Annotated in this window: 9 protein-coding genes; 5 read left to right on the top strand and 4 right to left on the bottom strand. The window is 62.8% G+C overall.

Features of this window, described 5'->3' with window-relative positions; translation table 11 throughout:
* Positions 1-49 precede the first annotated feature (49 nt).
* Positions 50-1,021 (top strand): class I SAM-dependent methyltransferase, encoded by a 972-nt coding sequence (locus BM132_RS03505; protein WP_092453296.1) that lies wholly within the window; start codon positions 50-52, stop codon positions 1,019-1,021.
* On the opposite strand, the gene BM132_RS03500 is transcribed toward BM132_RS03505, so the two are convergent.
* Both BM132_RS03500 and BM132_RS03495 read right to left on the bottom strand, forming a co-directional pair.
* Positions 990-6,086: a dermonecrotic toxin domain-containing protein gene (locus BM132_RS03500; protein WP_092453294.1), complete on the bottom strand. Its 5,097-nt coding sequence runs from the start codon at positions 6,084-6,086 to the stop codon at positions 990-992. The two genes, BM132_RS03505 and BM132_RS03500, sit on opposite strands and share 32 nt — an antisense overlap.
* A gap of 128 nt (positions 6,087-6,214) precedes the next feature.
* Complete coding sequence (locus tag BM132_RS03495; RefSeq protein ID WP_092453292.1) at positions 6,215-7,159, bottom strand: LysR family transcriptional regulator; 945 nt, start codon at positions 7,157-7,159, stop codon at positions 6,215-6,217.
* Positions 7,160-7,285: 126 nt separating this feature from the next.
* On the opposite strand from BM132_RS03495, the gene BM132_RS03490 reads away from it, so the two are divergent.
* From BM132_RS03490 to aldA, 4 genes are read left to right on the top strand one after another with little or no spacing between them, the layout of a single operon-like run.
* Positions 7,286-8,581: an MFS transporter gene (locus tag BM132_RS03490; protein ID WP_092397970.1), complete on the top strand. Its 1,296-nt coding sequence runs from the start codon at positions 7,286-7,288 to the stop codon at positions 8,579-8,581.
* Positions 8,582-8,597: 16 nt separating this feature from the next.
* Positions 8,598-9,782, top strand: coding sequence for an L-rhamnonate dehydratase (rhmD, locus tag BM132_RS03485; protein WP_092453290.1), 1,185 nt, complete (start codon positions 8,598-8,600; stop codon positions 9,780-9,782).
* Positions 9,783-9,793: 11 nt separating this feature from the next.
* Positions 9,794-10,594 carry an aldolase/citrate lyase family protein gene (locus BM132_RS03480; protein ID WP_092453288.1) on the top strand — a complete coding sequence of 267 codons (801 nt, stop codon included), beginning with the start codon at positions 9,794-9,796 and terminating at the stop codon, positions 10,592-10,594.
* Between the two features lie 11 nt (positions 10,595-10,605).
* Positions 10,606-12,039: an aldehyde dehydrogenase gene (gene aldA / locus BM132_RS03475; RefSeq protein ID WP_092453286.1), complete on the top strand. Its 1,434-nt coding sequence runs from the start codon at positions 10,606-10,608 to the stop codon at positions 12,037-12,039.
* A 68-nt stretch (positions 12,040-12,107) separates the two neighbouring features.
* Here aldA and BM132_RS03470 read toward each other — a convergent pair whose 3' ends face one another.
* Both BM132_RS03470 and BM132_RS03465 read right to left on the bottom strand, forming a co-directional pair.
* Positions 12,108-12,710 (bottom strand): LysE family translocator, encoded by a 603-nt coding sequence (locus tag BM132_RS03470; protein ID WP_092453284.1) that lies wholly within the window; start codon positions 12,708-12,710, stop codon positions 12,108-12,110.
* A 53-nt stretch (positions 12,711-12,763) separates the two neighbouring features.
* On the bottom strand, positions 12,764-13,600 hold the full coding sequence (locus tag BM132_RS03465) for an AraC family transcriptional regulator (RefSeq protein WP_092397960.1): 837 nt from the start codon (positions 13,598-13,600) through the stop codon (positions 12,764-12,766).
* Between the last annotated feature and the right edge of the window lie 125 nt (positions 13,601-13,725).

The raw sequence follows: 13,725 nt of genomic DNA, 5'->3' as shown, positions 1-13,725 counted from the left end.
GGTCACTGGGTGGTTAAAATGCCGGCCCTTCGAATTGCTGGCCTTTGCGATGAACCCTGAAGCCCTTCAAACCCTGCAGACCCATTTACTGACGGCCCTGACCTCGGTGCCGGAAGAAACCCGGCGCCTGTTCCATGGCCGCGGTCGCTGCTGGCCGGGGCTGGAGCAGATCACCGTCGACTGGCTGCAAGGGGTGGTGCTGGTTTCGTTGTTCAAGGCGCCTGAGCCTGCGCAGTTGGACGATCTGATGTCCATGCTGCTCGCCCTCACGGCCACACCGGCCTGGCAGCACAGCACGGCCCATACGCTGGCCGTGCAACACCGTTATCTTCCCGACAGCACTACCCAGTGGCTGGTGGGCGAGCCGGTCGAAGAATGGACGCTGATCGAAGGCGGCTTGCGTTACCGGATCGACCTGGGCAAGAAGCAGAACAACGGGCTTTTTCTCGATATGCGCTACGGCCGCGACTGGGTTCGAGCCAACGCCAGCGGCAAGCGAGTACTGAATCTGTTCGCCTACACCTGCGGTTTTTCGGTGGCCGCCATCGCCGGCGGTGCGCAACATGTGGTCAACCTGGACATGTCGCGCGCGGCCCTGAGCCGTGGCCGCGACAATCATCGCCTCAACAGCCACGACCTGAGTCAGGTAAGTTTCCTTGGCCACGACTTGTTCAAGTCCTGGGGCAAGGTGATCAACAGTGGCCCCTACGATCTGGTCATCATCGATCCGCCCACCTTTCAGAAAGGCAGTTTCCTGCTGACCAAAGACTATCAGCGGGTACTGCGGCGCCTGCCGGAACTGCTCAGCGCCGGTGGCACGGTCCTGGCCTGCAGCAACGACCCGGCCACCGGCCCGGACTTTCTTATCGACGGTGTCACCCGTGAAGCGCCAAACCTGAAATTCGTGGAACGCCTGGCCAATCCGCCGGAGTTTCCCGACACCGACGGGGAATGTGGCCTGAAGGCGTTGGTGTTTACCGGCGATGAGACTACGGCGCCCGCAACGACCACCAGGGGGTGACAAGTCCCGCGGTGATCCGACGTACCATGGCCTCGACTTCCCGGCTCTTGACCGAACGGTAGATGATCATGGTGCGCCGCAACTGGTCTTCCGTGAGTGTCACCGGCTCGCCCGCGTTCCAATCCACATCCGCCACCGCTTCGAGCCGCACCCGATGCCAGACGGTGCCTTCGGGCGCCGTCACGGGCTCCAGGGCACTGGGCAGGTCATCGCCCGGTTGAACCAGATTATCGAGCAGCACCTGCGGCCAGCGGGATGGGTCCACAGGCTCGCTGAAAGCGTCCACCAGGTCGTCTTCCACCGTCTCCCAGGTTGCCAGACCTTCGAGCCAGTCTCGGGACATCAACCCCAAGTATGGCCGCCAGACCTGCTCCCCTACACGTGGCGTTTGATCGTTGCTGTTGAAAGTGTCCTGGGCTTCGCTGAGCCAATTGATGAAGCCCTCTCGGGTCATCGCCGCACGGCGCTGGGAAACCTCGGGAAGGCGGCTGCTTAGCACCCGGTCCCAATAGTCGTAGTGGTGGCCGATGAAGCTCGCAAAAGGCTCGCCTTGCGGCTCGAGACGCGCGCGCTGAACCGATTGGAACATGAGAAAGTGCAACTCCAGTTCGGCGACATCCGGCGTTTGCGGGTCCATGACCCGCCCTTGCAAGCGCATGCGCAACTGTCCAAGTTGCTGGTTGAAGTCGGTAATCCGGGCAGAGAGTTCGGCATAGATGTCCGGGTAGCCGGTGTAATACTGCAAAATACCGGCGGCCCTTTGGCGATCGCCAAGGGCGAGCCCGCCCGGCGTGTCAGCATCGACGTCACTGATGGCTGCGCAGAACCAGTCGATGAACCGTCGCCCTCCGGCATCGTCGCGAGCCACTTCCAACGCCCGTTGCAGTCCTGTGAAGGTCTCCAGCCAATCGTCGACGGTATAGCGAAAGGACTGTGGGTCCAGTGCGCGCAGGATCCGGATCTGGCTACTGGGCAGCGGATTGTCTTCGAGCCACAACCCAAGTGTATTGCTCGTCGGCATGCTGCCAAGCGCGGGAATCAGATCACCCTGGATGTCAGTGATGTGGTTGCCCTTGAGATCGACGAATAGGGGTTCGGATGAAGGCCGGGATATCAAGGTTAATGCCAGGGCCGGTACCCGATCGAGCTTCGCATTGGCCAGTTCCAGCGATTCCAGGGCCGCAAGTTCAGGTAAATCAGGTAATTCGCGGCAGTTGTTGCCGCTCAGACGCAGCTCCTTCAAGCCCGTGGCGGTGCGCAGAAAGGCACTGCCCTGCTGATCCAGCCGCAGGCCACAGCGGGCCAGATCCAGCCTCTGCAACCCCGGTAGCGCGGTAATGGTCTGTAGCTCTTCGGGGGTGAAATGCACGTTGTCGGACCATACCAGTTCATGCAGTGAAGGTAGCTCACCCAGACGGCCGATGGCCGTCACCCTGTCGGCACTGCCCACCGCCCCGCCGCTCACCCCGGACAGGTTGAGTTCTTCTAGAAGGGGCGCGCGATCGGCCCCGAGCAAGGGCGCGAATACGTTCGCATCCATATTGAGCGGGTTCTTGCCCAATGACAGTTCCAGCAAGTGACGAAACTCGCCGGTGGCCATGGGCACGGCGGTGAGGTTGTTGTCGTGCAGGCGCAACGTATCGACATTGGGGAACAGCCGCAGAAAATCCGAGGGGTCCTCATTCAAGCCCATATGAGCCAGCATCAGTTCCTCAATGTGCTCGAAACGCGCGCTCAGCGGTGGAAGCCGGCCGATGTGCCACCCTGACAGACGCAGAACCAACTCGCTGTCTTCCCTGGTCGGATCGGGTTCACGCCGCCAGGCTCGACGGATTTCCTTCGCCACCTCCTTGCGCAGAGCAATCAGGTCCTCGCGGTGATACTGGCTCTCGACAGGATGATGAATACCTTCGTGCACCTCCCACTGGCGCAGCCCTTCATCCAGCGTCGCCCATTCCTGGGTCAACCGGGTGACCAGATCGTCCAGGCTGATGCCTTCGCGCCCGGCCTGGTCGGTCAGGCTTCGTTGCAGTTCCGTGAGGGCTTCTCCGGCAGAGTGGGGATACAACCGCTCAAGACGCCTTTGCAGACTGCCATGCCAGCGCTGCAAGGGAAGCCTGCCACGCCCGCTTAGAGGATAACCGAAGGCCTTGTTCAACCATTGCGGGGTCGCCCCATCGCTGTCCAGGCGCTTGAGTCGCAAGTAAGCGCGCAGGCTCTGGCGGTCACCCAAGGCCATCTCCAGCAGTTCCTCGCGCAGCTTTTCCGCGTCCCAGATATTCAGGCCCAAGGCTTTGCGCGCCTCGTCCGGCATGGCCCTGAGCAGCGCTTGCTCCAGGTTCGAAGGCCCGGCCAGTTCGCTGCCCTCTTCGTCAAAAGGCTGGTATTGCCAGCCTTCCTGGCGAATGACTTTCAAAGGCCCCGTTTCTCCCACCGTGAGCAGGTGCCGCTGCTCGGGCGACAACAGACGCAAGTGCAGTCGACCGCGCAAGCGCGTGATACTGCCAAGCAGCCCCATGACGATGCCATCCCGGTCGGCACTGCTTTCGCCACGCTCCAGGGCGCGCAAGGCACGGGTCAGGCGCAACTCGCTCAGGGCTTCTACACATTGCTTGCCCAGGCGCCCGATAACCCGGCCTTTAAGCAGGCGCAACCGGTCCTGGCCTTGAGCCAGATTGGCCAGTTCGTTAGCCATGGACTCCGGTAAGCCTGAGAAGGCACGCGCCACGGGAACAGCCAGCGGATCGAGCCCTGCGGGCCGGACCATGGCAGCGCTTACTTGCGTCCCATGGCGTTCTAGGTAATCGGACCAGCGCCTGGCCAATAACCGACTGCGCTCCACCGGGCGCAGGCCAAGGGTGCTTTGCCCCAGCAGCGTGCGCTGTTCATCCACGCTCAGCCCAGCCAGGATGCGATCCGCCCAGGCGTCTTGCGCCAGGTCTGCGTCGTACACGTCGAGAGTGCGCGTGGCGGCTGTGTCACCTACGAAGTGGGTCTGTCCGCCGTCGTGGTAGCGCAACATCAAGTCCTTTGGCCAACCCGGCAGATCCACAAGGGCTAGCGTGATTTGAACAGGCACATGCCCAGGCGCTTCATCGCGGCGCAGACGCCCGATGGTCTGCTGCACCTTTTGCCAATTGCGCGCTTCACTCAGGGCGTCGGCAAATAGCGCCGGCAGCGGCTGTCCTTCCACTTGCAGATAACGCAGGTGCGCCTCGCTGATACCCACCTGCCGCTGCAGGGCAAGGATCGTCTTGTCGTCCAGTTCGCCTGGCGTTTCGGCAAAGTCGCGCAACAGTTCCAGGTTACTGCGCTGCAACGGGTTACGGTGCGCCCAGCGCCAGCCACGGGCGCGGCTCCATTCCAGCAAAGGCGTCACGCCTCGATGCCCGGCGGGCAGGCGCAAACCCAAGGCATCGGCGCTCCCTTGCACCTCGAAGTAACGGCCCTCAACCTGCACCCATGCCTGGTCCGTCGTGCGCCAGACGCCCCAGGCATCCTGCTCGGCCTCCATGGGGGGGCCGCGCCGGGCCTGGAACGGCGTGACATCGCCATTCCACAGGCGCGTCGTACCGTCCTGCATCGGCATGGGTTCAACTGCCCCGCCGATAAACCCAAGGTAAGCGCCTTGAGCGACGCCGAACAAGACGTTGAAAATGTGATCGATGCCTTCTTGTGCATGCCCCTCGTTGAACGCCTGGATACCTTCGAAGAACTCATACACCAGGCGCACCCCGCCCACCGCCGCTGCGGCCATTCCAATCGGTGCGCAAAACGGGATGAAGCTGACGGCCAACATCAACGAGCGCTCGACGAGGCTTTCCCAATACTCGAAGCGAGCCAGGAGCGCCTGCCAGTCCTGATTCTTGGTTGGGACCATCAGCGCCGAGGCATTGGCCAAGGTGTGGGTGCGCCATTCGTGATAGCGATCGTCCCAGTGATTTTCGCGCACATCGCTAAGATTCCAGGGCACGTGGGGCGCTGGCACCCGAATGCGTCGGGGGTTGCCATCCTCACCCAGCTCGCCCTCTCGCCAGCCGGTAATGCGAGCGTGGATTTCCTGAAAGAGATTGAGGTTGTCTTTTACCTCCCACTCCACCTGATCATGCAGGGCTTCGCCCAGCCGGGCCTGCAAGCGCATCGGAAGATAACGCATCAGGCTCTGGCGGTAACTGCGTTTGCGCATCCGCTCGGTCAACTGGGCGGCCATGGCCTGCAAGCTGGGAAATTGCTTGATGGGCGCCACCACGTCATGGGGCAGGTGCAAGACCACCGGGCGCACGCCTTTGGCATCTGCTGCCAGGCCCCAATACACCCGAGCGCCGAACAGCGGCGCCGACAGCACCTCCAGCGCCTTGACCTCACAAGCCAGAGGCGCCACGAGTCGATCTTCAAGCTGCACCCCGACATAAGCCAGCAGTCGCTCACCCGTTTCGTCCAGGCGTCCATCCAGCTTCGCCTCGTAGGCGTCATAGGCGAGCTGGCTACGTGCGTAAGCCCTATAGGCCTTGGCGACGGCGGGAACCTCTCTGCCGATACGCGGCAGCCGTTGTTCGAGCAAGCGCTGATAAGCCCCGCCCACATCTACCTGTCGACAAAGCCGCGCGAAGCTGGCCGGGGTCGTGGGCAGCGCCGCCGTGGCTGACGGCGCCCCCCAACGGCTGAACTCTCCAGGCTTGCCCTTGATGAACAGCTCGCCTTTCTTATCGAACTCGCTGCCGACGGTCGCATCGGCGGGAGGGTAATTGCGCATGGCCGCTTCGACCACCGACAGCGAGGCACCGAAGGGATCGCGCTTGACCCGGGCCCGACGTACCGCACCCGCGACACCGCCCGTGCCATTCACCGCCCCCCAGGCTTGTACCTGCGGCTGAGCCTGCAGCAGATCGCGCGTAAAGGTATCGGGGGCCGGCAAGTCGATCATCAGCGCATTGAGGGTGTCACTGTCGCGCTGCAATTGCTGGGTGAGGACCTTGAAACGTTTCTGATGGGCCCGCGAAGCGCGTTTCAACCAGACGGGCAGCCTGGCGCGGATAAACTCGACATGGGTCTCGAGTGTGGACATGTTGGACCTCCTTCCTTGGGGGCGATTGAATACGTTGACGTGGTCGATGCTCTCCAAACCGATCGTTTTTTGAAACCGCGCAACCGTTGCAAGGGGTTGCGGGCGTCAGCGCAGCAAGCGCTTCGGCGCTACCTTCCCGCCGCGGCCTGCGTGCGCAGCAGATCAATGAACAACCCCAGCTCCCGGTTCACCGGCTCCCCCTTGCGCCGCAACAAGCCAAACGGCGCCAATTGCACGTCCAGCGCCACCGGCAGCGCTACCACCAAGCCCATTTTCAGGTAATCGCGCAAGGCGGTTTCCGAGAGCACCATGATCGCGTCGGTCAGTTGAATCAGCTGTTGCATGGAATACACCGAGCTGCATTCGATGATGTCTGCGGGTGTCGGCAACGCAAGACGTTGCAGCGCTTGATCGAGGCCGATGCGCGCCGGGCTGGTTTCCGGCTGCAGGATCCACGGCCAGTCGCTGACCAGTTCGGCCAGGTCCAGTTTTTTGCGCCGGGCCAGGGGATGGCCGGCGTGAACCACCACCAGCAGTCGCTCATTGCCCAGTGGTTCGAAGTCGTAGTGCTCGCTGTCGGTGGCGGCGTTGCGCCGGGCGATGGCCAGGTCAATGCGGCCTTGCTCCAGCAACTGGATCACCTGGTCGCTGGTGTCGCCCATGATGCGGATCCGCAGCTGCGGATTGAGCGCCTTGATCCGGGCAATGGAATCCATGACCAGGTCCGGCGCTGCTCCCATGATGGTGCCGATGGACAGGTAACCGTAACCGCCTTGCTGCCGGGCCAGCAGGTCTTCGGCGCAGCGGTCCAGGCCGCTGAGAGCCAACTCGGCGAAGCGAATCAGCTCCTGGCCCAGGGCAGTCGGACGCATGCCCCGGGGCAGTCGCTCGAACAGGTCGCAACCGAACATGTCCTCGATCTCGTGCAGCATCCGGGTCGCCGCCGGTTGCGACATGTTCAGGCTCTGGGACGCCCGGTGCAGGTTCTGGCTGGCGCTCAAGGCCACCAGCATGTGCAAGTGCTTGTAGCGCAGGCGGTTGAACAGACTGCGCGACAATACAGGATGAGTCATTGATAGGCCTCTGATTACCGATACCTTCAAGGTATCGATTGTTAGCGAGATTCGATTTGTAACGCATCAATCGCCCGCCGTACAGTCCAGCCCATAAGAACAAATACCTGCTAAAGGACTCCCGCGATGAAGACTCTTCCTGTGTCTGTGCTGGCCAAGATTTCCTGGCGCCTGCTGCCCTTCCTGCTGCTGATGTACATCATGGCCTTTCTCGACCGCGCCAACGTTGGCTTCGCCAAGCAAGCCTTCCAGGCCGACACCGGTATCGGCGACGCCGCATTCGCATTTGGCGCCGGCGTGTTCTTTGCCGGTTACGCGTTGCTGGAAGTGCCCAGCAACCTGATCCTTCACCGCGTCGGTGCGAAGCTGTGGATGTGCCGGATCATGGTCACCTGGGGCCTGGTGTCGGCGGCGATGGTCTTTGCCCACAACGAAACCAGTTTCTATGTGCTGCGCTTCCTGCTAGGCGTGGCCGAAGCCGGGTTCTTCCCCGGCGTGATTCTCTACCTCACCTACTGGTTCCCCTCGGCGGCCCGGGGCAAGGCCATGGGCTTCTTTTATTTCGGTGCACCACTGGCGTTCATATTCGGCAGCCCGCTATCAGGCCTGCTGTTGGAGCTGGACGGTTTCGCCGGTGTTCACGGCTGGCAATGGCTGTTCGCCGTGGAAGGCCTGATGGCTTCGGCAGTGGGCGTATGGGCCTACTGGTACCTGGACAATCGCCCCGCCGATGCGAAATGGCTGACGGTTGAAGAGCGCCGCCAAGTCCAGGAGCTGCTTGATGCCGAGGACCAGCACAAACAATCCCATGGCCGCAGCCTGCTCAGCGTGTTGTGCCAGCCTTCGGTGCTGTACCTGTGCCTGATCTACCTGCTGATCCAGGCCAGCGTCTACGGCGTGGTGTTTTACCTGCCGACCCAAGTGGGCGGGTTGCTGGGCAGCAAGGTTGGCTTGATGGTGGGCCTGGTCACGGCCATTCCGTGGGTTTGTGCGCTGTGCGCGGCCTACCTGATTCCCGGTTACAGCGACCGCACTGGCCAGCGCCGCCGCACGGCTGCGTTGACCCTGTTGATGGCCGCCGCCGGGATCGCCTGCTCGGTGAGCGTTTCCAGCCCACTGCTGGGCATCATCGCCCTGTGTTTTGCCGCTTCCGGTTTCATTGCCGTGCAGCCGGTGTTCTGGACCTTTCCCTCGAGTTACCTGGCTGGCAGTGCCGCTGCGGCAGGTATCGCGTTGATCAACTCCTTCGGCGCACTCGGCGGTTTCATTGCCCCGGTGCTGAAGAACTGGGCCGAAGGCGCCTTTCATTCCCCCGCGGCCGGCCTTTATTTGCTCGCCGCCACCACCGTCATCGCCGCGTTGCTGGTACTGGGCATCCACTCCCCCGGCCAACGCGCTTCGAACACACCGGCCACGGTTTAACTCAAGGAGCTGCACCATGGGTATCCCCACTATCAAACACGTTCGCGCCTTCGTCCTGCGAGGCGGCGGCGCGGATTATCACGATCAGGCGGACGGCCACTGGATCGACGATCACATCGCCACGCCGATGAGCAAATACCCACAGTACCGGCAGAGTCGCCGCAGCTTCGGTATCAACGTGCTTGGCACCCTGGTGGTAGAGATCGAGGCCAGTGACGGCACGGTCGGTTTTGCCGTGACCACCGGCGGCGAACCGGCGGCCTACATCGTAGAGAAGCATCTGGCGCGTTTCGTCGAAGGCGCCCGGGTCACCGACATCGAAAAGATCTGGGACCAGATGTACCAATCGACGCTCTACTACGGTCGCAAAGGCCTGGTGATTAACACCATTTCCGGGGTGGACCTGGCCCTCTGGGATCTACTCGGCAAGATCCGCCAGGAACCGGTGCATCAACTGCTCGGCGGCGCGGTGCGCGATGAGTTGCAGTTCTACGCCACCGGCGCCCGCCCCGACCTGGCACAAAAAATGGGTTTCATCGGCGGCAAGATGCCTTTGCATCACAGCCCGGCCGAAGGCGAGGAAGGCCTGCGCAAGAATCTCGAGGCACTGGCAACGATGCGCGAACGGGTCGGTCCGGACTTCTGGTTGATGCTCGATTGCTGGATGAGCCTGGACCTCAACTACGCCACCAGACTTGCGGTCGGCGCCCATGAGCACGGCTTGAAATGGATCGAAGAGGCTCTGCCACCCGACGATTATTGGGGCTACGCGGCGCTGCGCAACAATGTACCCAAGGGCATGCTGGTGACCACCGGCGAGCACGAAGCCACCCGTTGGGGCTTTCGCATGCTGCTGGAAATGGGCTGCTGCGACATCATCCAGCCGGACGTCGGCTGGTGCGGCGGCCTCACCGAACTGGTGAAAATCTCGGCCCTGGCCGATGCCCATAACGCACTGGTCATCCCCCACGGTTCCTCGGTCTACAGCTATCACTTCGTCGCCACCCGGCATAACAGTCCGTTCGCCGAATTCCTGATGATGGCGCCCCAGGCGGATGAAGTGGTGCCGATGTTCCACCCGCAATTGCTGGGCGAGCCGGTACCGGTGCAAGGCCGCATGCGCCTGTCGGTCCTCGACCAGCCCGGCTTCGGCGTGGCGCTGAATCCCGAGTGCCAACTGCACCGGCCTTATCACCGCTAGAGGAGCCCACCATGAACATGCCTCACAATGCCTTCAAGGCCGCGCTCACCGCCAAGCATACGCAGTACGGCATCTGGGCCGGCTTCGCCAGCGGTTACGCCGCCGAAATCGTCGCCGGCACCGGTTACGACTGGATGCTGATCGACGGCGAACACGCCCCCAACAACGTGCCCAGCGTGCTCAACCAGCTCCAGGCCGTGGCGCCCTATGCCACCGCGCCAGTGGTGCGAGCGGTGACCGGCGATGCCAACCTGATCAAGCAACTGTTGGACGTCGGCGCCCAAACCCTGATGATTCCCATGGTCGAGACCGCTGAACAGGCTCAGGCCCTGGTGCGCGCCATGCGTTATCCGCCCCAAGGCATTCGTGGTGTGGGCGGTGGCCTGACCCGCGCGACCCGCTGGGACGGCGTCGCCAACTACCTCACCACAGCCCATCAAGAGCTGTGCCTGATCGTCCAGGTGGAGTCACGCACCGGGGTGGAAAACGTCGAAGCCATCGCCGCCGTCGAGGGTGTGGACGCGGTGTTCATCGGCCCCGCCGACCTGTCCATCGGCCTTGGTCACGCAGGCAATCCTGGCCACCCCGAAGTCCAGGCGCGCATCCAATACGCCGTGAACGCCACCCTCGCCGCCGGCAAGGCCTGCGGCATCCTCGCGCCCAACGAAGAAGACGCCCGCCGTTATCAGGGCTGGGGTTGCCAGTTCATCGCCGTGGCCATCGACATCAGCCTGCTGCGCCAGAGTGCCATTGCCACCCTCGCCCGCTACCGTGAACCCGCCGCCGTTCAAGCGCCGTCGCGCACTTATTGAAGGACACCGCCATGTCATCCGTTCCTGTATTCCAGAATTTCATCAACGGCCAGTTCACCCACAGCGAGGCGCACCTGGAGGTGTTCAACCCCGCAACCGGCGCTTTGCTGTCCCGGGTTCCGGCTTCCAGCGCCGCCAACGTCGATCAGGCCCTGGCTGCCGCCCGCGCCACGCAGAAAGACTGGGCGGCCAAACCGGCTATCGAACGCGCCGGACACCTGCGCCGCATCGCCGCCAAACTGCGGGAAAACGTCGCCCACCTGGCACGCACCATCACCTTGGAACAAGGCAAGATCAGCGCCCTGGCCGAGGTGGAGGTGAATTTCACCGCTGACTACCTCGACTATATGGCCGAATGGGCCCGACGCATCGAAGGCGAGATCATCACCAGCGACCGGCGCGGTGAAAACATCTTCCTGTTCCGCAAGCCCCTGGGCGTGGTGGCCGGGATCCTGCCGTGGAACTTTCCGTTCTTCCTGATCGCTCGCAAGATGGCCCCCGCGTTGTTGACCGGCAACACCATCGTCATCAAGCCCAGCGAAGAAACCCCGAACAACTGCTTCGAATTTGCCCGACTGGTGGCCGAAACCGACCTGCCGCCCGGCGTGTTCAATGTTGTATGCGGCGACGGCCAGGTCGGCGCAGCCTTGAGCGCTCACCAAGGCGTGGACATGATCAGCTTCACCGGCAGCGTCGACACCGGCTCACGGATCATGATGGCGGCGGCACCGAACATTACCAAGCTCAACCTGGAACTGGGCGGCAAGGCCCCGGCCATCGTGCTGGCGGACGCCGATCTGGCGCTGGCGGTGAAAGCCATTCGCGACTCACGGATTATCAATACCGGGCAAGTCTGCAACTGTGCCGAACGTGTCTACGTTGAGCGCAAGGTCGCCGATCAATTCATCGAACGCATCAGCGCGGCGATGTCCGCAACCCGCTACGGCGACCCGATCGCCGAAGCCGACGTGGAAATGGGTCCACTGATCAACCGTCAGGGCCTGGACAGTGTTGAACGCAAGGTGCGAACCGCCCTCAGCCAAGGCGCCAGCCTGGTCAGCGGCGGCCGCGTGGCGGAGCGTCCCCAGGGCTTTCACTTTCAACCCACGGTACTGGCCGGTTGCAACGCCTCGATGGACATCATGCGTGAGGAAATCTTCGGTCCCGTGCTGCCGATCCAGATCATTGACGACCTGGACGAGGCCATCGCCCTGGCCAATGACTGCGACTACGGCCTGACCTCTTCGGTCTACACCCGCGACCTGAGCCGGGCCATGCACGCCATTCGTGGCCTGGACTTTGGCGAGACCTACGTCAACCGCGAAAATTTCGAAGCCATGCAGGGCTTCCATGCCGGCGTGCGTAAGTCTGGGGTGGGTGGGGCCGATGGCAAGCACGGCTTGTACGAATACACCCATACCCATGCGGTGTACTTGCAAAGCTGACCTGCGATAGACCGAGGCTTGGCGAAGCGCTGCCTTTGGGTGGGCGCTTCGCCCCTCTCGTCAGCGGCTCAGACCACCAACGTCAACCACGCCGACATCAGCAACAACACCGCCATGACTCGATTGAACCGCCCCATGGCCACGGCGCTGCGGCAGAATCTGGCAGCACCGAGGCCCAGATAGGCCCACACGGTCATGCACGGAATGGAAATCGCGAAGAACGCCAGGGACAGCCAGAGCACCCGCACGGTGCGGTCGGCCTCGGTGCCGGCGAAAACGCTGACCACCGCCAATGCCATCATCCAGGTCTTGGGATTGACCAACTGCAAAGCGGCCGCCCCTGTCAAGCCAAGTCGTGGGCCCTCAATGCGGCGCTCGGGGTCAATGGCCTGGGCCGGCGTGCTGAATATTTGCCAGGCCATCCAGCTCAGCCAGGCAATTCCAGCCCATGACAGCAACGTCTGAATCGTCGCATGACGGGCCAGCACATCCCCCAATCCCGTGCCGACCAACAACACCAACAAGGCTGCGGCAGCGCAGGCGCCGAGGATGATCGGCCAGGTGGTTGCCAGGCCAAAGCGCGAGCTGTGGCTCAGCACCAGGATATTGGTCGGGCCCGGGGTAATGGAGGCGACAAAGGCGAACAAGGCAAACGGCAGCAACTGGTCCATGGAGCAACATCTCGGTGAATGATCGTAGCCTGATCATCCCCACCCAACGGCGCTCAGTCTGGAACGTTTGAGCAACGCTTGCGGTAGTCCGCCGGGCTCAGGCGATAGGCACGCTGGAACCAGCGACCCAAATGACTCTGGTCGGCAAACCCGAGTATCGCCGCCACCGCCACCGCGCTTTCGCCACGGGCCAGCAAGCGCCGGGCCCGGGCCAGACGCAACTGGATCAGATAGGCATGGGGGGCGAGACCGAACGCAGCCTTGAAGGCGCGGGTCAGGCGAAAACGATCCACCCCGGTGACCCGTGCCAGGTCATCCAGCCCGATGTCTTCACTCAGATGACTGTGCAGGTAATCACGGGCCTGCTGCGCCACCAATGGCAAGCGCGGATCGGGATTGATCCGCGCACGCCAGTGCAGGTGCTGGGTCAGGTTAGCCAGCAAGGCGTCGAGGGTCGTCTGACGGACGATGCGGATCTCCTGCTGGTGCAGGCTCTGGAACGCCAGCGCCGTGGCGCTCGCCAGCCGCGCATCGTCAGCCAGGGTGGCGGCAAATCCCAGCTGTGCATTATCCGGAGCCACGTCGAACAACGACCGCAACTCGCGCTCCAGCCACTGTGGCTCGAGGTACAACGTGCGATAGGTGAAACCGCTGGCGTGGGGCGCGTTGCCGTCATGCAACTCGCCAGGCTCGAGCAGAAACACCTTGCCCGGCGTGCTGTTGTGCTGCTGGCGGCGACAATGGAACTGCTGCACGCCCTGCTCGGTCACGCCCACCAGATAGGCGTCGTGCCAATGGGGATCGTAGGCATGCCCCTCGAAATGCGCGCGCACGGTCTCGATGCCGGACGTGGCGTCCTGCTTGAGATCGATCCAGTTGCGCGGCGTCATGGGCGGTCCCGTTTTTGTGTATCTGCCCGAGCAGGTTAACCGCTGGCGCCAGAGGTGTCTGGAAGATTTGTGCAGTTTTTTTCATAGGAAGGAAAACAAATGGATCCATTGGAGGGCACCAACCG

This window comes from Pseudomonas sp. NFACC45, from assembly GCF_900113505.1.
Classification (GTDB): domain Bacteria; phylum Pseudomonadota; class Gammaproteobacteria; order Pseudomonadales; family Pseudomonadaceae; genus Aquipseudomonas; species Aquipseudomonas tehranensis.
Note: the sequence above shows the minus strand (reverse complement) of the source record. Positions and strands in the feature narration are given on the sequence as shown.